Below are 20933 nucleotides of genomic sequence, written 5' to 3'. Positions count from 1 at the left end.
AGAAAAAGTTATGTCAGAGCATCATGTATCTGTAATCGTCCACGCCCCCATCGAGCAGGTCTATGCGTTCTTTACGCATTTCAATGATTTTCCCAAGTTTATGAGCTTCGTCAAAGAAGTAACCTATCATGATGAGCGGCGCAGCCACTGGGTAGCGCAGATCGCTGGTACCCATGAGTGGGATGCCGTCAACGAAAGCTGGATTCCTAATCAGCAGGTCGGCTGGCGCTCCACCAGTGGCCTGGCGAACTCCGGGCTGGTGCGCTTCGATTCCATGGGAACTGATCGCACGCGCGTCGATGTGTACATCTCCTATACTCCACCGGCCGGCGTGGCCGGTCGGGTCGTCAATAGCATGGGCATCGATGAGCACTTCCAGGCATCGCTGCAGCAGGATATGGAAAACTTCGCGCGCATGGTTGAGGAGGCCCCCCAGGGCGCCCTCGATCCCATGCAGTCGCATTACCTGTTCCACGATCAGAGCGCGGTCGCCAAAAACCGGGTGACATCCAACCAGCAGGCATCGATGCAGTCGGACCCCATGATGAACGAGGGATCCCTGCAGTCACGCCAGCAGAACATCCAGCAGGAGACGGCCCGCGATCAGCAGTTGCGGCAGCAGGAAGAGGCCACACGCCAGCAGCGGCAGGAACGCGAGCAGCAGGCCGCGCAGCAGCAGTCAGACGCCCTGCGGGCCCAGGCCGAGCGTGATCGCGCCGCCTACGAGGCGCGGGCCAACCGGAGCGTGCCCGCCGAACACGAGCTCGACCCGGTACGCGACACCATCGGCGGTCGTAACGCCGCCATGCCTCGCTCACCGCTCGGCGACCAGGACGCACGCTCCGAGCGCTATCCACAATATCACGAGGATCCTATGCTCGCCCGCGCGCCCAGACAGCAGGTCTCATCCGAACAGCCCGCCGTCTCCGACGTGGAGATAGAATCACCATGGCGCGCCAACATCCAGGGCGCACCCGAACCCGACGAAAACGACGCCAACCGCGAATAATCATGAAAAAATGCGGCCCCATGATGGGGCCGCATTTTTTCATGATTATTCGCGGTTGGCTAACTCTTACTTTACCATTTACGTGGTCACGAAATTCGAGACCAGTGGCAATTTAAACCAGAAGACCGAGCCTTTGCCGACCTCGCTATCGACGCCGACCTCGCCACCGTGACGTGTAATAATCGTCTGGCAGATGTGCAGTCCCAGGCCGAGGCCAACGCCGGAGCCGCTCTGCACCACGATGCCCGGCACGCGGTAGAAGCGATCCCACAGCATCTTCTGCTCTTCGGGCGGCAGACCGGGACCCTCGTCGCGCACAGATACCTTGACGGAGGACTCAACAACCTCGATGCGCACCTCAACCACGCGATCGGAAGCAGAATATTTGAGTGCGTTGGTCAGAAAATTGGTGATCACCTGCCCGATGCGATCGGCATCGGCATGCACCGGTAAGGCCCGTCCCTCTGAATCGTCCTGCAGCAGGATAACGCGTCCAGGAGAGGCCGAGCGCTGATCCTCAACGGCATTACGCACGATCTCCACCAGGTTGGTATCATCCATGTCGAGCTGCAAGCGATTGCCCTGGATGCGCGAGACATCCAGCAGATCCCCCACCAGGCGGTTCTGGATGCGTACCTGCCGCTCCGCCCGATTGAGCAACTCTCGGATCAACCTCAGCTTGTCTTGATACGCGGCCAGTTCCCTCGTAGGCGCGAGCAAGGTGTCAACACGTCGCTTCGCCAGCTGGATATTTCCATTGATCGTGGTCAATGGGGTACGCAACTCATGGCTGGCGATGCTCAAGAACTCATCCATGCGGCGGTTGGTCTCTAGCAGGGCCGACTCGTTAGCCTGCGAACGGACCTGCTCCTCCTTCAGCGTCTGCAGGACCTCGTTGGTCTGCCGCTCCAGGTGTTTGCGCGCCGTAATATCGTGAAAGACAACCACCATCCCGGCGATCGTACCGGACATGTCCAGCAGTGGCGCCCCACTCACATCAGTAAAGATCTCGCGTCCATCCAGCGTTTGAAAGGTCAGGTCCACGGGATCGCCGCTGGCAATCACCTCGCCACGCGCCAGGCGCGCCACCGGCAGCGCATCCTCCGTCAGATCCCGCCCCTCGCCATCGCGGACATGGATACGCGAAAAACGCTCATACATAGATAGTGAAATATAGTCCGCCGGTGACGTGATGCCCATCATCTGGTGAAATGCTGAATTGGCGCTGATAATCGCGCCCGCCCGGTCGTATACTACGACCCCGTCGGTGATAGCCTCAAAAACGGCCTTCAAGGCATCTAACTGCTCATCGGTCGACATCGCGCGACAGGGATGTGTCGCCTGTCGCAAGCTTTCTAATTCGCCTTCAAACTGTATACGTTGCGCCTGCCCATGCTCCAGGGCCTCATCGCGTTCCCGTTCTAGTTCAGCCACGCGCGCACGCAACATATAAAGCTCATCTAGAAATTTCTGTTCCGTACGGCCAGTACCTTTCAATGCTAAATTTCTACAAGATGAGTCCAACATGGTGTGTCTGTCGCCATACCATGGCACATCTGTCGTCACGCACAAACAGACAACATGGCCATTCTTATGAGTATGGCCTGTCGTCATTAAATATCATACATGCATAGTGCGACATCATAGATATTACGTATTTTAATATTACTATTATACACCAACTCCAGTGTACCCTGCACAGATCGCTACATAAACGGTCAAGATGATACATCCTAGACGCCCAAAAAGCAGAGTTCGGGTACCAGTCCCTCCCTATTTCGTGCTACCATGTGGGAATGAGATCTGATGACAGACAACGCATCCAGCATCGCTCATACAGCGAAGAAAGCAACAGCCATCAATAGTGAAGGAGAATTGTATTTATGGTATCCCAGGAATCCCTCGGCGGCTCACGCGTGCGGGTCGCCATCATCGGCTATGGATTGGCGGGCTCCGTTTTTCATGCGCCCCTGGTAGACGCGACTCCGGGTATGCAGGTGGCCGCCATCGTGACCGGCAACAAAGAGCGCCAGCAGAGCGCCCAAAAGCGCTATCCCAACGCGAAGATACTGAGGAGCGTCGACGATCTGTGGCAGAGCGCCAGCAGCTACGACCTGGCGGTGGTGGCGACCTCGAATAATATGCACGTTCCCCTCGGTGTCGCCGCGCTACGCGCCGGACTGCCGGTGGTGGTCGATAAGCCGATGGCTGCCACGGCCAGCGAGGCCCGGAAGCTGCTTGAGGCCAGCCACGAAACGGGTCAACTGCTGACCGTCTTCCAGAATCGACGCTGGGATAACGACTTTCTGACCGTGCGCAAGATCCTTGACGCCAACCTGCTGGGACCCATCACCCGCTTTGAGTCCCGCTTCGAGCGCTATCGTCCCGCTCCCAGGCAGGGCGCCTGGCGCGAATCAGCCGATCCCCAGGCGGCCGGGGGCCAGCTCTATGATCTGGGCAGCCACCTGATCGACCAGGCGCTCTACCTCTTCGGCAAGCCCGAGCGCATCTACGCAGAGATGTTCCAGCGTCGTCCCGGAGCGCAGGTCGACGACGATAGCTTTGTCGCCCTGCAGTTTCCCGGTGGCGTCATCGCGCACCTCTGGATGAGCCAGGTCGCCCGCATCTCGGGACAGCGCATGCGCGTCAGCGGCCTCAACGGCACCTTCGAAAAGTGGGGACTCGATCCGCAGGAGGATGCGCTGCGCGCCGGAAAGCGGCCTGGTGATCCGGCGTGGGGGCAGGAACCACGCGAACTGTGGGGCCACCTCTCCACCAACATGAGCGAGGGTGGCGTCCACTTCGATGGTCCCGTCGAGACCCTCCCCGGCGCCTATGAGAACTACTACGCCGGTATGCGCGACGCCATCACAAAGGGCGCGCCTCTGCCGGTCGACCCCAATTCCGCGTTGGAGGTCATCCGCGTTATCGAGGCCGCCCAGATCAGTGCCCGCGAGCAGCGCAGCGTTACATTCTCATAGGGAGGCGGAATACCTCACTCACTCGGAGGCGAACACCTCACTCACGTCCGCGCCATCCTGGGGCTCGTAGCCCAGTACGGTCCGCGCATGCTCCAGGTCATAGTAGTGCGGCGTGTTGTTCGAGACGCCATAGAAGATATCAAAGGTGATCTGATCAGCCTCCAGACTCTTCTGGACCAGCTGAGCCAGGTCCCGCTGACTGATCCAGAGCGCCGCCAGGCGTTCTGGTGACTCTGGATAGTGGTGATCGTGTGGCACCTGTCGCGGCGGCTGATCCTGACGTGTCATGCTGCCGATGCGCAGGCAGATCACCCGCAGATCCTTGCTCTCCGCGTAGTAGCGGCCCAGCGACTCCCCAAAGCTCTTGCTCACCCCATAATAGCTATCGGGCCGCACCGGCATCAGATGGTCGATCACCGGCTCTCCCTTGCGATAGATATCCGGCGCATGCTCCAGATCATAGTTGCCGACTGCGTGATTCGAACTGGCGAAGATCACCTGCTTCACGCCCGCCCGGCTCGCCGCCTCATACACGCTATAGGTCCCCGAAATGTTGTTATGCAACACGCTCTCCCAGCTCGCGCGCGGCGAACCATTGGCCGCCAGGTGGATCACGCTATCCATCCCCTCGCAAGCCCGCGTCAACACCTCCAGGTCATTGATATCCCCCACCACCGTATCCGCACCCTCAACCTCATGCCTGCCAAAACAAAGAATCGAATACTCCGGCTCCAACTCGCGCCGCAGAGCCGTCCCAATCACGCCACCCGCTCCCGTCATTAAAACTTTTTTCTTCATCTGGATCCTCCATATGTTCGGACCTCGCGTCCGATTTAATTCCCTCGCCCGACGATACCGTTTCCATAAGTTCGGACCTCACGTCCGATTTATTCCCCTCGATATCCCGCATACCAATCGTAAGCGGCCTGCAGGAAGGCCACCCCGGTTTCCAGCACTGCCAACGCTGGCTCCAACCGGTGGGGCTGGCTATAATATTCAATCACGCACTGATGGAAACGTCGGATACCACGTCCCATAGGTGCATGACCTGCCAGCAGATGCAGCGCCGCATCCTTGGACAACCGCCAGACGGATAGTGGCTCTGGCGCCTGCAGCGCCAAAACACTGTAGAGCGTCGGCCAGACCTCGGTACACGTGAAACGCACCCTGCGTTCCAAACGTCCATCGCCAGCACTCAACAGATCTTCCGAAGTATCTCCGATCATCTTCGGTATCCGCTCAAGGCCGCGCATAGAGCTCTGTATAACCTCCTCGGTGGTCGCCTCCGGCACCGGCAGGCGTCCATAGATCATATGATAGCTGCCCGCGATCGGCCCCACCCATTGCGCCGACCGCGCCGTCTGCACATCGGGTGACTTCACATACGCCTGAATATATTGAAACGGCGCTGGATCAACCAGCGCCAGCTCACGCTGAACAGCCATACTCACTGTCAGGGGCAGCTGCCCATCCGCCTCCAGCCGTGAGCCATCCACATACAGATGAAAATCGATATCGCTACAGCCCGGAATGAAACCTCCCTTCAAAGCCGAACCATGAACCAGGATACCAATACATCCCGCCTGCAGATGCTTCAAATATATCTGTGCCGCCGCCTCCACAATCGGGCGCGCCTCCGGCACCAACAGGGATACATCCAACACGTTCCTACCCTTTCTTCGTTTTTGTGGGCCACCAGGAGAAAATCGGACGCGGGGTCCGAACCTATGTGGGATGTCGTCGCGTTTGTTTTTTTGTCGATCGCATGGGCAAATCGGGCGCGCGGCCCGGACGTGTGAGATCGATGATCAAACGATATCGATCCAATAGCGTAGCTTCTTTACGGCCGAGCCTTCAACATAGACCGCGTTTTCAAACTGCCCACCATTATATTCAATCACTTTTTTGGACGCGATGTTAGTCTCATCACAGGTAACAAGCGCCCTGGTAATTCCCAGAGCCCGTGCCTTCTGCAGACCCAGGCGCAGAATCTCCCTTCCGTACCCCTGGCGCCGCCACGAGGGACGAATCTGATATCCGATATGCCCACCTACTTTCAGCAACAGCTCATTCAGCTCATGGCGAACCGTCAGATTGCCCACGTACACCCCATTATCCTCATCACCCTCAATGAGCCAGTAGCGAGTATCCGGCACAAAATACGGCGGCATCGAAGCCCGGTTATACACCCGGTTCACATGTCGCAAATAATCATCAAAATCGGCCGTCAGGCGCGGAAGATTATACTGCAGCAGCGTCCCCTCCTCCTGAAACTCCCGCAACCCCTCAAGGAAGCTCTCCTTGTACTTCGCGCTCGGCTCCGTCAAAAACAACATCGCCAGTTCTCCCATATGTTCGGACCTCGCGTCCGATTTTTTCTCTCGGCGCACCACACCGCTTCCCGGGCTTGCCATTTCAACAATTTCGCTCGTTTCTATAGTATAGATGTTGAGAGGCAGAAATAAAAGCGTTGATGAAGGAAGTTTATGAGTAGTATAACTTTATTGGGTACAGGGACCTGCCAGATCGAATATGAGCGCCGAGCCTCCAGCGTGCTGCTGGAGTTGGATCAGACCCATATTCTCTTCGATTGTGGACACGGCATCGCGCAGCGCCTGCTGGAGGTCGGTGTACGCCACCACCAGCTCTCCCATATCATTCTGTCGCACTTTCATCCCGATCACGTCTCGGACCTCATCCCCATGCTGCAGGCCGGGGCCTGGTCGCAGCGTGATCCACGCGACAGCGACCTGCATATCTATGGCCCCGAGGGCGTCCAGCAGTTGATCGATGGCCTGATGCGGATCTTCGGTCCCCGCAGCTTTCAGCAGCCCGGCTACCAGGTACGGGTCCACGAGATTACCGACGAGCACTTCTCAATCGAAGATTATCAATTTGAGTCACTGAGCCTGCCGCCAGCGGGAAACCATGGACTGCGATTCCAATGGGGAGACAAGAGATATGCCATCACCGGGGACTCGCACTTCCACGAACAGGAGATCAACCTGCTCACAGGCTGCGACCTGGCCATCATCGACGCTGGTCATATCAGCGATGCAGAGATCGTCGAGCTGGCCGTCGCCACGCAGACCCCGCACATCATCTGCTCGCATCTCTACCGCGACCTGAATGGCCCCCAACTGCAGCGCCAGGCCCGCCAGCGCGGCTACAACGGCACGCTCCAGGTTGGCTATGACCTGCTCTCATTCACGCTCCCGTAACGCGCCCCTCGCGGGCGCTTACCCCAACCTGAGAGCTTAAGAACTTAAGGACTTAAGAACGTCTAAACCATTGGCCGCAGGTTCGAATCCTGCTGGGCGCGCCACATTCCTCAAAAATGCCACCCTCAAGAAGTTAGAGAAACTACTTCAGACACTTTCCCCCTTCAGGGAAGGTATCTAAAGTAGTCCTCTTGGCTAGCGACCTTAAGACGTTATATCAACCAATCTTCTGGCCGAAATAACCCCAAAAGTCGACCCCGACCTGAGCTCGAAATTGTACCAGTGTTCCGCGACTCGCCCTCTATGACCAGCAGGGGGAGTAGGATTAATGTAGTGCAAATACCAGAACGTTCCCACCTGGTTTGTGATCGAGCCCGGCCAGGGGCTCCTGGGACATTGTCGGAAACAGAGAAATGCACCATTATGAGGATCCTCTATGCCTTCTTTAAAGGCAATAGCATGATTATCAAAAGGTAATCCGTCATATGTGGACAGATAGTAAAAGATATGCTCTAGCCTCCATCGTGTATTAGGGTTATTTTGATGCTGTCTCCAACACTGCGTTTTGGCAACATCTGGATAACAAATCAGAATACGTTGCACATGAGGTGATGCATCTACAGGCCAGTCATCAACATGAGAAATGGTAATCCTATTAGAGTATTCAATTTATGACGCAAACAATACTATTTGCTCTATCGATCAGAATACGTGTTTGCTCCAGAGGATTTGCCTTCACGCAGGCGGGGTACCGATAAGGGGCAGGGGCAAAAATAAAACCGCGATAATCGTCAGTCTTAAGAAGGAAAGAAAGGGCACAACGCTGTGCCCTGAAAGCCGGAGCGAGCCCGACACTTACGCGTGATCCTCTTCCAGCGGACCCTCGGTCAGCAGGCCATCCTGAATGTGCACCAGGCGGTCGGCGGTATTGAAGACCAGGGGATCGTGGGTGGCGATTAGGAGTCCGATGTTGCCCTGGTGTGAGATCTCGCGCAGCAGGAAGGTGATGTCGCGGCCGGTCAGCGAATCCAGATTGCCGGTCGGCTCGTCGGCGATCATGAAGCGAGGCTTATGCACCAGGGCGCGGGCCAGCGCCACACGCTGCTGCTCGCCACCCGAGAGCTCCATGCCCCGGTGTTTGGCACGCTTGCCCAATCCGACCTGCTCCAGGGCCTCGATGGCCTGCTTATTGCGCTGGGCTGAGGGCATGCGCGACAGGCGCAGCGGAATCTCCACGTTCTCCAGCGCCGTCAGCGAAGGGAAGAGGTGCGCGTTCTGGAACATCATCCCGATGCTCTCCCGGCGCAGGTGCGCGCGCTCCGTCTCCCCCATCTTCAGCAGATTCTTGCCCAGGATGAACACGCTGCCACTGGTGGGACTATCCAACCCAATCAAGATATTGAGCAAGGTCGTCTTGCCAGATCCCGAGCGGCCGCGCAGGGCCACAAACTCACCCGGCTTGATCTTCAGGTCGATGCCGCGCAGCGCATGCACCACGCCACCGCCCGAAGGATAATCGCGCGTAATGCCCTTTGCCTCAACGATAGTCTCCGTTGCCACTACTGCATCCATCTCTTACTGCTCCTTCTTGCCATTGCGTCCGTTCAGAGAAACGCCGTTCTGACCGGCGCCATTCTCATGACCATTGCCGTTCACCTGATCCAGAATCGGCCACAGCTCGACGTGGTCGCCGATAATCCTCACCTCGGCGCGCCCATTAAAGGGCAGCGTCTCAATGGCCTCCTTCGGCAGCTGCAGACGACCGGCGCGATCGATCAGGATCGACTCGCGGTGCGTGCGACTGGATAGACCAATCACCGCGCTGGCCGCCGGCATGTGGGACTCCAGTGTCTCCAGCGTGGTTTCGCGGCGAATCGTCTCAGTACTGGTGCGACCATCGCGAATAGCGATCGTGCGATCAACGGCCGCGGCGATTGTGGCATCATGGGTCACCGTTATGATCGTCAGGCCCAGTTCATTGTTGAGACGCCGGAAGAGATCAAAGATCTCGCCCGCCGTCACCGAGTCCAGCTCGCCGGTCGGCTCGTCGGCCAACAGCACTTTGGGGTCGTTAGAGAGGGCCACCGCGATCGCCGTACGCTGCTGCTCACCGCCGGAGAGCATCGTCGGCTTCTTCTGCTCCTTGCCGGCCAATCCGACCAGTTCCAGCAGCTCTTTGGCGCGTTTAGAGCGCCGCGAAGAACTCACGCCGCTCAACATCTGTGGCAGCTCAACATTTGCCTGCGCGCTCAACTCCGGCAACAGATTGCGTCCGCTCTGCTGCCAGATCTGTCCTACGATGCGGCGCCGATAGTTGATGCGCTGCCCCTGAGACAGACGAGTCAGATCATTGCCATCCACAATACAGCTACCGGCGCTGGGCACATCCAGGCCGCTCAAAATATTCAAGAGTGTGCTCTTGCCTGAACCAGAAGCGCCCACAATCGCCATCACCTCACCCGGCGTCACCTCTAAATCAAGACCCTGCAACGCGACCACCTCCAGATCAGCGACCTTATATATTTTTACAAGGTTATCGCAAAGAACAATAGGGTCCGCCATACAAACTCCTTCTTCCTTCTCTCCGTACAATCGGGCTGATTTTCGATCACCCACCAAAAAATAGTATTCGCCTAGCATAATGCATAGAAATACAACAATGTTTTCCTGCGAATATATCTCTTATTTTACCCACCACTGTCTATATGTACGCATCATCCCTACTCTTATCTCACCACAACAGGAGTCAACTTAAGGAGTGCAGGGGTCTCCCTGCCGGGGTGTGGGGTGTCCACACACACTCTCTTCTCCTCTCGCGCCGCCGCAGGCGGCGCGAAAAAGAAGGAAAAGAAGTTTTGTGGGGACACCCCACACCCCGGCAGGAGGGCTCGTCGCCCTCCTGCACCTCCCGCATTGGGCGGCGGAACCTGTTTTTCGGATTTTTGAAAAATCCGGGATGACTCATAAAAGGGGCCGGGGACGCAGGCGTCCCCGGCCCTAGAGCTCCTGAAGGAGCTACTTTAAGGCATCCAGCGAATAGTCGATGGTAGTATGACCATTTTCATTCCCTTTCAGGATGACGATGTCTTTTCCAATCGGGTTGCCGTTGTGGTCAAACTGAATCTTGCCGCTGACGCCATCAATGGTGATGGTGTGCAGGAGCCGCTGAATCTGCTCGCCGGTGATCTTCGTCTGGCCGCTGGCCTGTAACTGCTGGTAAGCGGTCAGCAAGGACTGCGTGGCGTCATAACCAAGAATGACGTCGGCATCGGTCGCGTTATACCCATAGGTGCCGGGACGGTACTGGCCCGCCGGATCAAAATCATGGGCATAGTTGGCAAAGAACTGGGGATGCTGCTCCTGCGAGCGCTCCTGGGATGCAAAAGCGGTAAAGCTGAGCCGCCCATAGTTCTTGAAGGCGTCCAGCGAATAGTCACCTTCGACATACAGAGCATCCCCTCCCAGCACAGACAGACAGGGCTGACCGTCCACGCAGGGCGGTAGCCGCTTGAGCATTACGCTGGCCTCGTTGACGTAGCCGGCGAAGTAGATCAGGTCCGGCTTCTGCTTCAGGATATCGTCCATCTGCCGATCCACGGTACTCAGATCGCCCTTGGTATAGTAATACGGCGCGTGTATCAGGTTGTGGCTGCCATCTTTATAGTGCTGGATAAAGGCCTGAGCCAGGCTATTGCTATATGTGTCATCGGGATCGGTCAGCAGCACAACGCGCTGCGCATGCAGGACCTGTTTGGCATAGGTCGCGGCCAGGGCCGCCTGCTGCGTATCGGGGGGAGCCACGCGAAAGAAGTAGGGCGAGCTACCCGAGAGCCCGTCGCTTGTAGCCGTGGGAGAGACCATCGGCAGGTGGGCCGCCGTCAGTTCCTGCAACGAAGAGACGACGCTGCGACTGGTGGACCAGCCGATGACGCCAAGAATGCTATGGTCCTTCTGGGCCGCCTGTACCACCTCCTCGGCCGTAGTGGTGGGACTCGAAGCATCCACGTCGGCCGAGGCAATCATCAGCCGCAGCTGCGGAAGGTGCTCCTGAGCGGCGCGGGCATTATATTCTTTCTGCGCCACATAGGCTCCCTGTAAAATATCGCGCGCGCCACCGATATGCTGCTCCGAAAATACGGACCCGACCACCAGCGTAAAATAGGGCTGCAGGGATTCTTTGACCCTCATGTTCTCCTGGTAGATCAGAAGCTCGGCATCGTTGCTATCCAGGGCCAGCGCCTGCTTCCATAGCTCTTTGGCGCCATCGATATCGCCCTGCAGCAGTTTGCTGGCCGCCTGCCGCTTTAGATCCCCGTCCTGCCGATTGGTATCAAAGACCCGGCTACCATCTACGCTGATGCCCACCGGCGCCCCGCTGGGTACCGTACCACCGATATCGGCCGGATGCCGGGACGGCGAGAACCAGCCCAGCGAGGCCACAGTGATAGCCAGCAGCAGGCAGACCGTCACTCCCCAGATCCATTTGTCGCGCAGGAAGCGCTGGCGCCAGCGCTTCTGCGTCCGGCTACGCGGGCTCAGCTCGGCGGGACCATCCTTGCCCATCGCCGGCATGGGCAGCGATACCTCGCGCCACGCCAGCGTATTATGCTGCTGCTCCGAGCGCCGCCACTGCTGCTGGCCAGCATCCCTGAGCTGCTGCTGATTGTTGAGAAAGCCCAGCATAATCAGGGCAAAGGCCAGCGTCAACAGGGCCAGCGGCAGCATATGGTTGCTGCCAATCTCTACCTGAAAAAAGAGCGCCCCCAGGATCAGGATCAGCAGCACCAGCCCTGAACCCTGCAAGAGAAGTGAAAATGTTTGTTGGAACGCGGACATGCGCCGACCAAACACATCATGGAACGTATCCCTGACATGCCTGGTCTGCTGTTTGCTAGCTGCAGTTGTCGGGAGCGGCGGGGCCTTCGCGGCTACCGACATTTGCTCTGACAATATGAGACGATAAAAATAATCATCGACCATCCGATACTGCTCAACCAGTTCCTGACAACGGGGGCAGGATTGCATATGAAGATCGAAAGCGTGGCGCTCTTCCTCAGAGAGGTGCTCTACACGTGTTACCTCAAGCTTCTCAGCCCAGCGATCACACATGACGTGCATGAACACATCCTCCATCGGATCATGCCCTGCATCGTTTTGACTTGACATCGACTTGCTCCTTCTCTGAAGAATACATCCCTTCGCGTAGCGTTACGCGAGCTTTACTGATATATGCCTTGACGGTATCAGCTCCCAGTTGCAGGCGTACCGCAACTTCTTCCATCGTTAGATTCTCCATATAATACCAGTAGAGGCATTCGCGCTGCCGGGTCGGCATAGCGTCCCACATCTCACGGATGTGCATCTCCGCCAGCACCACGCTCTCCACCTGTGGCGCCCCGTCGGCCAGGTCAAACTCCGGATCGATGGGGGTCGGTACCTTACGCCGTTTCAACTTTCGTATATGGTCCAGCGCCACATTGCGCGCAATCGCATATAACCACGCCTCAAAGCGCACGCAATCGTGCAACGTCGGCAATTTACGCCAGGCCTTCTCAAAGGTATCCTGCACCAGTTCTTCGGCGGTCTCTATGCTCACATGCAGATCCTTCAGAAAAAAGTGACGTATCCTGCGATAAAAAGTATCGAATAACCGATCAGCCGCCTGCTGATTACCTTTACGCGCCTCGCTAACCAGCCATTCGATAGAGATATCATCAGGAAGATGCGGATACATAAGCCGGACTCCCTTCACTCTAAGTAGCAATTAGTGAGATGATCTGCCCATGCCTTCCCTGCCGCCGAGCGCAACAGATGAACAGCCAGTCACAGTCCACTCCTCTTCCCTGGTAGCATCAATGTGATGTGTAAAAAGGATACCATCTCTTTATGACGCTCGTCCCCCTCATTAATCAATGCTGCGCATGTGCAATTTTGTAAAAATTGCCAAAAGGAGCAAGCTCCCATTCCCCGCCTGAGGCGGGGAATGGGAGAAGAGTGGTTTGTGGGGGTGTCCCCCACGCCCCCGGCAGGAGGGCTCGCCGCCCTCTTGCACCTCCCGCCCCAGCGCCGAAGAGTAAACTTCGGGTTTACCACCCCATAAATTAAGAATAGATCATCACATTGCAAATAAATGCACCCGGATGGGTAAATTTCTGCAACGAATATAAAAAATTCCCCATAAAAGTATTGATTTTTATTAAAACACATGGTATCATTCCTCATATCAATAAAAAAACATCAATCCGAAAGCAAATTTTGCAAATCCAGTTTCAAAATTTCAAACAGTAGGTGGAAGGGCGCGGATAGGCGAGGCTCAAGAATGAAGGAGAATGACTGGCTGACCTGGCGGACAGCTAAGTACCGACAAGGAGGAGAGATCATGTATACCGAACTACAACTGCTCAATACCACCAGCGCTCACCGGGATAGAGAGATCCGTCGGGAAATTGAACAGAATCAGCTGGTCAGCAATCTTTCACAGCCTGGCCTGGGCTCTCGTTTGATCAGCAGGCTGGGTCATTCACTGGTCGATCTGGGCCAGCAGCTGGAACAGGTTGGCCAACCGAAAAACCCGGCGTTCCATGGACCCAAAACTGGACAGCTCCACGCCTGAGCGTCCAGCGGGCGCGGCCGCGCCCCTATCTTTCTTTCCGATTAGATACGCAAGAGGAGAAACTGCAGTATGTATCCATTGATTACCAGAGATCCCGTGAGTGGCGAGGAGTTGATCGTCACCCGCCTGGAGTGTCCAGCCAGCGGCGTCACCCTTGAGGGGCGCTTTAGCCTGGGCTGGATCGGTCGGCTCACTCGTGAGCAGCTGGACTTTGTCGAGCTGCTCGTCAAATATCGGGGCAATATCCAGAAGCTGGCCGCCGAAATGAACATTGCATATAATACAGCTCGTAGTCGCCTGGATGATATCGTGACCGCCCTGGGAGGAACTCCCGAGTTTGATGGCCGCGTCGATCGGCGGGCCGTGCTGGATAAGCTGGCCGCCAAAGAGATCAGCGTCGAAGACGCCATGAAGCTGTTGAAAGGCTAAGACTATGGCGCTATCCAGAGAGGAGCGCAATCGCATCCTGGCACTGGTGGAGTCCGGCGGGATCAGCGCCAACGAAGCGGCCCAGCTCTTTGATACGCTGGAGACCGAGATCATCCGGCCACCTGAACCGGTGCGTGAACGTACGCTGCGCATCCGCGCCACCAGTCTCAAGCAGAATAAGCAACGCAAAAACGTCATTGCCAGTATGCCGGTCCAACTACTCAAAACCAGTGTGCGCCTGGGATGCTACCTGCTCCCCCAGCTCGACTCGCGCACCATCGAGGACGTTCTGCGCTCGATTGAAGAGGGCACAACCGGTCGCCTGCTCGACATTCAGGATCTGGAGCAGGGAGAACGTCTCGAAGTCTTTGTTGAATAAGTGACGCGCCCTGAGATGAAGGAGAAATAGCTGTGAAGAAAACTTTTTCTGCCGACAGCATCAACGATATCAATTTTTCAAATATCCATGAGTTTCTACATGTACGTGGCTGGGATCAGCCCTCGATCGAGGTCGAGAGCGACGGCGACTACACCGTTGATGAGCAGTCCGAGAACGGATTCAATCTGTCAGACGCCCAGGAGGACCTGACGGTATCGGTCCCCTTCGAGAGCGTGGTGACGGTGACCGACGCCCACGGTGAAGTGAGCATCGAGGGGGTGCGCCAGGTGGTCGCGCAAAGCATCCACGATGACATCAGCCTGAAAGAAATTCAGGACGAGGCGACGCTCAGCCACATCGAGGGCGACGTTAGCCTGTCAAATATCCGTGGTGCCGTGACACTGCAAACCATTAACGGTGACGTGGGCGCCCGAGAGGTAGAGGAGATCCGTTCCGAGGAGCGCCTGCAGGGCGATGCCTCCTTGAGCGAGATCACCAGCGCCTTCTTGCAGGCCGTCGGCGGCGACCTCTGGTTGGAGGAGGTTGAGGAGGCCACCATCGGTAGCGTTGGCAAAGACCTGGGAGCCGAGGACATCAACACCCTGCGCTGCGAGAACGTCGGCAACGATGCGCGCATCACGGGCAAGCGCGAGTCCACCGTTACCCTGAACAACGTCGGCAGCGACCTGATCGTGCAAGAGGTGGCTGGTCTGACCGTCAGCAATGTTGGCAGCGACTGCAAGATCAGCAAGAGTCCCCAGGCCGAGATTACACTTGGCCGCATCGGCAGCGACCTCACTATTCAGGATGTCGCGCAGGTAACGCTGGGCAGCGCCGGCAGCGACGCGCGCATCAGCAACGTACCGGGCAACGTCACGCTGGGCAATATCGGCAGCGACGTGGCGCTCACCAATATTGGCGGCGAGGTGCGCGCCGGCTCGGTTGGCTCCGACGCGATCCTCAAAAATGTGCATGGACCCGTCAACGCCGGCAACGTCGGCTCCGACCTGTATCTGCAAACGGATTTCGAGCCAGGCAGCACCTCCTATCTGCGCGTCGGCGGCGACGCCACCATCTCCTTACCTGCTGAGCCTAACGTGACTATCCAGGGCACGGTCGGAGGCGACATCACCGGTCGCTCCATCGTCTCCAGCTCCATCGGCAACCGCGCCACCCTGGTCTATGGGGATGGAGCCGCTCACGTGGAGCTGGTGGTCGGCGGTGACCTGCGCCTGCGCGGCGAGAAAGGTCCACGCAGCAGCAGCAGCGAGGGCGGAGCCTGGTGGGACGAATTCAGCCGCAGCATGGCCGATTTCGGCCGCGAGATGGGCAACATCGGTCGCGACCTGGGCGCGGAGATCAGCGCCAACGTCACCAGCAGCACAGCCTCGATCAGCGCCGATATCGCCAATGAGGTCGCTAATCAGGCGTCGCACCAGAAGATGATCTTCAAGGCCGAGAAGCAGCGTCAGAAGGCTGAGCGCCAGGCCCAGCGCGCCCGCGAACGCGCCCAGCGTGATCGCGAACGGGCTCATGAGCGGTCTCAGCGTGATCACGAACGCGCCGCTCGCTTCAACTTCCGCGTCAACGAGCGCCAGTGGAGCATGGACCCCGAGCGCATTAATCGCATCGTTGAGCAGGCCCAGCGCGCCGCCTCCGAAGGGGTTCAGGGCGCCCTGGAGGCCGTCGAGCAGGCCTTCAAAAACATGAATGTGCCGCAGCGACCACCGGTGCCACCAACGCCGCCGACGCCGCCAACACCGCCAACACCACCGGTGCCGCCCGTTCAGGGCCAGCCATCATGGGAGACACCGGAAACCAGTCAGCAAAGCGTCGACGAGCGCGCCCAACCCGAGGTCCCGGCCGCGCCGCAGGAAGAGGAGCAGCCAACCGCTAACGAGACGACGGGAGCCCAAGAGGCCACGCCCCCGGTCGACGTCGAGCAGGAACGCGAAGCCATCCTACGCATGATCGCCGAAGGCCGCATCACCCCCGAAGAAGGTGACATGCTCCTCGAAGCCCTCGGCAATTAACGGAAATTTGGCCACAACGATCGAACATACCATACACCCCTCTCTTGTTCGATCGCATGGGGAAAGGGGACGGCACTGGGTGCGCCGTCCCCTTTCCCTTTTTTATTTCATCTCTAAAGAAACATTTTCGTGTGGCGAGAAAAAACACGTGAGGCGAGGGAAATCGGCCGCAAGGGCCGAATCTACGTTTCATATTTCTTTATACATTACAAATTGCCCAATGACCAAAAATGTAACAATAAAAACGATTTCGTAGGTTCGGCCCTTGCGGCCGATTTCCCCTCCACGTACGACCATGTCCCCCTTGCAGACGATTTCCCTCGCCATGCCCTTTTACATAATGTATGTTTTATAAATTGTTCAGGATGTTGATCAGGCGCTCGATTTCGGCGTGGGTATTGTAGTGGGCGAGGCCGACGCGCACGATGCCGCCCTGCTCTTCCAATCCCAGGCGTTCGAGGGCAGCGAGGGCGTAGAAGTTACCGCTCCAGACATAGATCTCTTCGCGGGCCAGCCGTTCGGCGACGGCATCGGGTTTCCAGCCGGGCAGGGTAAAGGAGAAGGTGGGGACGCGCTCGGCCATGCGCTCAGCATCTGTAATACCCCATACGCGCAACCCTGGCACGCTTTGCAGACCTTGCAGCAGGGCTATACTCAATGAACGCTCATACTCCTCCAGGACCCCCATTCCCGCTCTCAGCGCCTGCTGGCGGGTCTCGTTCTCAGTCCCTTCCAGAGAGCCATAGGTCTTTCCCAACCAGGCAAAGTACTCCATGGCACCCAGCACGCCCGCGATCGATTCGTAGCTCTGCGTACCAGTCTCAAACTTGTCGGGGGTATGGTTGCCAGCCGGACGCACCTTGTAGGCCGTCAGGCGTTCCAGGAGGTCATACTTGCCATACAGGATGCCGGTATGGGGACCAAAGAACTTGTAAGCGGAACAGGCCAGCAGATCGCAGTCCAGCGCCTGTACGTCGATGCTTTTGTGCGGCGCGTACTGCACGGCGTCCACAAAGCAGAGCGCGCCCACGCTATGGGCCAGTTGCGCCGCCCTGCGCACATCGTTGATCGTGCCCACGGCATTCGATGCATAGCCGACCGCCACCAGTTTCGTGCGCGGCGAGATCGCCTCCTCCAGCGCCTGCATGTCCAGCGTACAATCCTCAGGATGGAAATCGACCCAGCGCACCTGGCAGCCGCGATCCTCGGCGATCAAGAGCCAGGGGGCGATATTGGCATCATGGTCCAGCCGCGTCACCACCAATTCATCGCCGGGCTCCAGCAAACGCGCGATGCTGCGGCTGATGTGCAGAGTCAAGCTCGTCATATTCTGACCAAAGATAATCTCTTCCGGACGAGTTGCATTCAGGAAGGCAGCCACCGCCTCGCGCGCCTCCCACACCACGGCATCCGAGTCCCGACTGGTACGGAACGCGCCCCCATGATTGGCGTTGGAGTGCAGAAAATAGCGCTGCATACGCTCGCTCACCTCCTGCGCCACCTGGGTGCCACCGGGATTATCAAAAAAGGTCGCCCCTGAAGAGAGTGAGGGAAAATGCGTACGTACGGCATCAATGTTGAGCATAAAAATCCTCCAAGGATAGTTAACAACTGAAAAACGGCACAGTTGTGTCCATTGTATCACGAGAAGATGGGGCATCAGGCGGCATGCTTATACTACAAATAAAGAGCTATTACTACAAATGAAGAGCCTTCGTGCGGCAAAACATCGTTTACGCTGTCACGTGAAGACAAATTGGTACGTATAACAAGGAGAAACGGACAGATAACAACCATGTAGATAGAGACGAAAGGATGTAGTATGCATACACGCCAATTCGGCAAAACAGACATGGAAATTACTCCGATCGGCATCGGAGCCTGGGCTATCGGTGGTGGCAACTGGGATGGTGCCTGGGGCAGCCAGGACGATACCAAGTCGATCGCGACCATTAAACGTGGCCTGGAACTGGGCATTAACTGGATCGATACCGCCGCCGTCTATGGTCTCGGCCACTCGGAAGAGATCGTTGGCAAGGCGATCAAGGGTCGTGAGAAGCCCTATATCTTTACCAAGTGTTCGCTGGTCTGGGACGACAGCCGCAAGGTCAGCAATAGTCTCAAAACCGATTCGCTCAAGCGCGAGTGCGAGGCCAGCCTGAAGCGCCTGGGCATCGACGCCATCGACCTCTACCAGATCCACTGGCCCAATCCCGATCCCGATATCGAAGAGGGCTGGAGCGCGCTGGCACAGCTGAAAAAAGAGGGCAAGGTACGCCACATCGGTGTCTCAAACTTTAGCGTTGAGCAGATGAAGCGCGCCGAGAAGATCGCCCCCGTAGAGACGCTGCAGCCACCGTACTCGCTGGTCCATCCCGACGTCGAGAAAGAGATCCTGCCGTACTGCGAGCAGAACAACATCGGTGTCATCGTCTACTCGCCGATGGCCTCCGGCCTGCTGAGCGGTCGCATGAGCAAAGAGCGCATCCAGAACATGCCGCAGGACGACTGGCGACAGCGCGACAGCGAGTTCCAGGAGCCACGCATCTCGCGCAACCTTGAGCTGGCCAACGTCCTCAATGATATCGCCTTCCCGCACAACGTCACCGCCGGTGTCGTCGCTGTCGCCTGGACACTACAGAATCCAGCCGTCACCGCCGCTATCGTCGGGGTACGCAACGTCGAGCAGGTCGAAGAGATGATCATGGCCGCCGAGTTCCGCCTGACCGACCTCGAACAGGAACAGATCAACAAGTTTCTGGCAAAAAATCCCTAACGCCCATCGCTGGTGCATCGTATCGTACAGAAAAGCTGGCTTCCCCGCAAGGAGAAGCCAGCCTTGTTCGGCCCTCGCGTCCCATATGTTCGGACCTCGCGTCCGATTTCCTCTCTCGGTACACGATCACGCCCCATATGTTCGGGCCTCGCGTCCGATTTCTGTTATCGATCAACAAAGGAGGAACCCACCCATGCAGATCAGCGCACGCAACCAACTCAAAGGCAAGGTTACATCCGTCAACCTCGGCAGCGTGATGGCAGAAGTCGTCATCGCCCTACCAGATGGGCAGGAGATCGTCTCAGCCATCACCCGCAACTCCGCCGAATCCCTCAACCTCAAAGCCGGCGACGAAGTCCTCGCCATCGTCAAATCCACCGAAGTCATGATCGGCAAACAATAGGCTCTGCCTTCGCGGCCAATACTTTCAACATCAGAGCAATCAGCAAGAAAAGAGACAAAAGTACGTGCGGGGCTTGCCCCCGCTTTCCTTCCTCGCCGCTCGAAAAAGCAACCAACAGAATGCAATGCATCTCATGCAATCGTTCTTGATCACGTTGAAGGAGTTTTCCTCTTGGGAACAAGCAAGCGGGGACAAGCCCCGCACGTACTGTGGTCTTTTCTCGTTTTGCATTTTATTAAGTTGAAAGTATTAACCCTTGCGGCCGATTTCCCCTCGACCCGCGAGAACGCCCCTCCTACACGATGGGGACCAGCCATTGGGCGAACCAGCCGCCAACCAGGCGCGCCACCTCGTCGAAGCCGCGCTGGTTCTCGAACAGGGCGTTCTCGCCGGGAACTATCTCCAGCTTCTTCTCGCCCGTCAGTAGGTCCAGCAGATGCCGGTGGTGCTCGACCGCGTCCTTATCTCCTTCGGCCGCCAGCAACAGGGTGGGGGCCAGCACGCGCGGCGCGTATTCATCGCCGAGGCCGCTCGTATCGCCCACTGCGACCACGGCCGCCGCGATATCGGGACGCGAGGTGGCCGCCGCGATGGCCGCCGCCCCAACCTCATTCATACCAAAGTAACCGATCGAGAGGGTGTTGGTCGATGCGTTCTCTGAAAACCACTCGGCTGCCCCGACCATGCGCTGCTGCATGATGTCGATATTCTCCCGAAAGTAAGCCGTGCGCTCATCCAGGGCCAGCTCGTCGCTGGAGAAGAGATCGATCTGCAGCGTGGCCAGTCCGTGCTGCTGGAAGGCTGAGGCCAGCGCGATCACATTCTGATGGGGATTCTCCGCGCTATCCTCGATGCCGTGGGCCAGGATGATCAGGCCGCGCGCATCCTGTGGAATGTGCAGAATACCGTTCAGATCGACGGCCTCGGCCCCGATCCTCACCAGTTGCCCCTGCGGATTGGCGATCGCGCGATAGTTCTCATCGTTTTGCTCAATCATTTGCGTAACCCCTTTTCTATGGCGATAATAAAAATAGCATTACTCTCTTTGTGATACGCCGGGCAACCGCGAAACGCGCCATTTCAGCTCAT

At 57.5% G+C, this 20933-nt stretch carries 19 protein-coding genes; 9 read left to right on the top strand and 10 right to left on the bottom strand.

Annotation, left to right across the window (positions count from 1 at the left end; genetic code table 11):
- The first annotated feature begins 10 nt into the window (after window positions 1–10).
- Window positions 11–1009, top strand: coding sequence for an SRPBCC family protein (locus AABA21_RS28275; protein ID WP_338255392.1), 999 nt, complete (start codon window positions 11–13; stop codon window positions 1007–1009).
- Between the two features lie 78 nt (window positions 1010–1087).
- Here the strand turns inward: AABA21_RS28275 and AABA21_RS28270 are convergent, their stop codons facing one another.
- Window positions 1088–2458 carry a sensor histidine kinase gene (locus AABA21_RS28270; RefSeq protein ID WP_338255391.1) on the bottom strand — a complete coding sequence of 457 codons (1371 nt, stop codon included), beginning with the start codon at window positions 2456–2458 and terminating at the stop codon, window positions 1088–1090.
- A 434-nt stretch (window positions 2459–2892) separates the two neighbouring features.
- On the opposite strand from AABA21_RS28270, the gene AABA21_RS28265 reads away from it, so the two are divergent.
- On the top strand, window positions 2893–3990 hold the full coding sequence (locus AABA21_RS28265) for a Gfo/Idh/MocA family protein (protein WP_338255389.1): 1098 nt from the start codon (window positions 2893–2895) through the stop codon (window positions 3988–3990).
- Between the two features lie 18 nt (window positions 3991–4008).
- Here the strand turns inward: AABA21_RS28265 and AABA21_RS28260 are convergent, their stop codons facing one another.
- The 3 genes from AABA21_RS28260 to AABA21_RS28250 all read right to left on the bottom strand — a co-directional run bounded on the left by AABA21_RS28260 (window position 4009) and on the right by AABA21_RS28250 (window position 6326).
- The gene (locus tag AABA21_RS28260) at window positions 4009–4788 is read right to left on the bottom strand and encodes an NAD-dependent epimerase/dehydratase family protein (protein WP_338255387.1); all 780 of its coding nucleotides are present in this window, start codon (window positions 4786–4788) and stop codon (window positions 4009–4011) included.
- Between the two features lie 89 nt (window positions 4789–4877).
- On the bottom strand, window positions 4878–5654 hold the full coding sequence (locus AABA21_RS28255; protein ID WP_338255385.1) for a hypothetical protein: 777 nt from the start codon (window positions 5652–5654) through the stop codon (window positions 4878–4880).
- Window positions 5655–5798: 144 nt separating this feature from the next.
- On the bottom strand, window positions 5799–6326 hold the full coding sequence (locus AABA21_RS28250; protein WP_338255383.1) for a GNAT family N-acetyltransferase: 528 nt from the start codon (window positions 6324–6326) through the stop codon (window positions 5799–5801).
- Between the two features lie 150 nt (window positions 6327–6476).
- On the opposite strand from AABA21_RS28250, the gene AABA21_RS28245 reads away from it, so the two are divergent.
- Entirely contained in the window at window positions 6477–7211 is a 735-nt protein-coding gene (locus AABA21_RS28245) for an MBL fold metallo-hydrolase (RefSeq protein ID WP_338255381.1), read from the top strand.
- Window positions 7212–8066: 855 nt separating this feature from the next.
- Here the strand turns inward: AABA21_RS28245 and AABA21_RS28240 are convergent.
- From AABA21_RS28240 to AABA21_RS28225, 4 genes are all read right to left on the bottom strand, one after another.
- Window positions 8067–8783, bottom strand: coding sequence for an ABC transporter ATP-binding protein (locus tag AABA21_RS28240; RefSeq protein ID WP_338255380.1), 717 nt, complete (start codon window positions 8781–8783; stop codon window positions 8067–8069).
- A 3-nt stretch (window positions 8784–8786) separates the two neighbouring features.
- Window positions 8787–9773 (bottom strand): ABC transporter ATP-binding protein, encoded by a 987-nt coding sequence (locus AABA21_RS28235; protein ID WP_338255379.1) that lies wholly within the window; start codon window positions 9771–9773, stop codon window positions 8787–8789.
- A gap of 453 nt (window positions 9774–10226) precedes the next feature.
- Complete coding sequence (locus tag AABA21_RS28230) at window positions 10227–12377, bottom strand: ABC transporter substrate-binding protein (RefSeq protein WP_338255377.1); 2151 nt, start codon at window positions 12375–12377, stop codon at window positions 10227–10229.
- Window positions 12349–12945: an RNA polymerase sigma factor gene (locus tag AABA21_RS28225; protein WP_338255376.1), complete on the bottom strand. Its 597-nt coding sequence runs from the start codon at window positions 12943–12945 to the stop codon at window positions 12349–12351. The genes AABA21_RS28230 and AABA21_RS28225 overlap by 29 nt, the downstream gene beginning before the upstream one ends.
- A 645-nt stretch (window positions 12946–13590) precedes the next feature.
- Here AABA21_RS28225 and AABA21_RS28220 point away from each other — a divergent pair.
- From AABA21_RS28220 to AABA21_RS28205, 4 genes are all read left to right on the top strand, one after another.
- On the top strand, window positions 13591–13824 hold the full coding sequence (locus tag AABA21_RS28220) for a hypothetical protein (protein WP_338255374.1): 234 nt from the start codon (window positions 13591–13593) through the stop codon (window positions 13822–13824).
- A 69-nt stretch (window positions 13825–13893) separates the two neighbouring features.
- Window positions 13894–14253 (top strand): DUF2089 domain-containing protein, encoded by a 360-nt coding sequence (locus AABA21_RS28215; protein WP_338255373.1) that lies wholly within the window; start codon window positions 13894–13896, stop codon window positions 14251–14253.
- 4 nt (window positions 14254–14257) lie between these two features.
- A complete protein-coding gene (locus AABA21_RS28210; protein WP_338255371.1) occupies window positions 14258–14632 on the top strand; it encodes a hypothetical protein in 375 nt (124 codons plus the stop codon).
- 32 nt (window positions 14633–14664) lie between these two features.
- Window positions 14665–16665 (top strand): SHOCT-like domain-containing protein, encoded by a 2001-nt coding sequence (locus tag AABA21_RS28205; protein ID WP_338255370.1) that lies wholly within the window; start codon window positions 14665–14667, stop codon window positions 16663–16665.
- A gap of 349 nt (window positions 16666–17014) precedes the next feature.
- Here AABA21_RS28205 and AABA21_RS28200 read toward each other — a convergent pair whose 3' ends face one another.
- The gene (locus tag AABA21_RS28200; protein WP_338255368.1) at window positions 17015–18250 is read right to left on the bottom strand and encodes a cysteine desulfurase-like protein; all 1236 of its coding nucleotides are present in this window, start codon (window positions 18248–18250) and stop codon (window positions 17015–17017) included.
- A gap of 237 nt (window positions 18251–18487) precedes the next feature.
- Here AABA21_RS28200 and AABA21_RS28195 point away from each other — a divergent pair, with 237 nt between their 5' ends.
- Together AABA21_RS28195 and AABA21_RS28190 are read left to right on the top strand one after the other, a co-directional pair.
- Entirely contained in the window at window positions 18488–19441 is a 954-nt protein-coding gene (locus AABA21_RS28195) for an aldo/keto reductase (RefSeq protein WP_338255367.1), read from the top strand.
- A gap of 193 nt (window positions 19442–19634) precedes the next feature.
- Window positions 19635–19844 (top strand): TOBE domain-containing protein, encoded by a 210-nt coding sequence (locus AABA21_RS28190; protein WP_338255365.1) that lies wholly within the window; start codon window positions 19635–19637, stop codon window positions 19842–19844.
- 295 nt (window positions 19845–20139) lie between these two features.
- Here AABA21_RS28190 and AABA21_RS28185 read toward each other — a convergent pair whose 3' ends face one another.
- Window positions 20140–20841, bottom strand: coding sequence for a dienelactone hydrolase family protein (locus AABA21_RS28185; protein ID WP_338255364.1), 702 nt, complete (start codon window positions 20839–20841; stop codon window positions 20140–20142).
- Window positions 20842–20933: the final 92 nt, after the last annotated feature.

The organism is Dictyobacter halimunensis, from assembly GCF_036245075.1.
The sequence above is the reverse complement of the archived record's forward strand: the minus strand, read 5'-3'. Positions and strand labels throughout refer to the sequence as shown.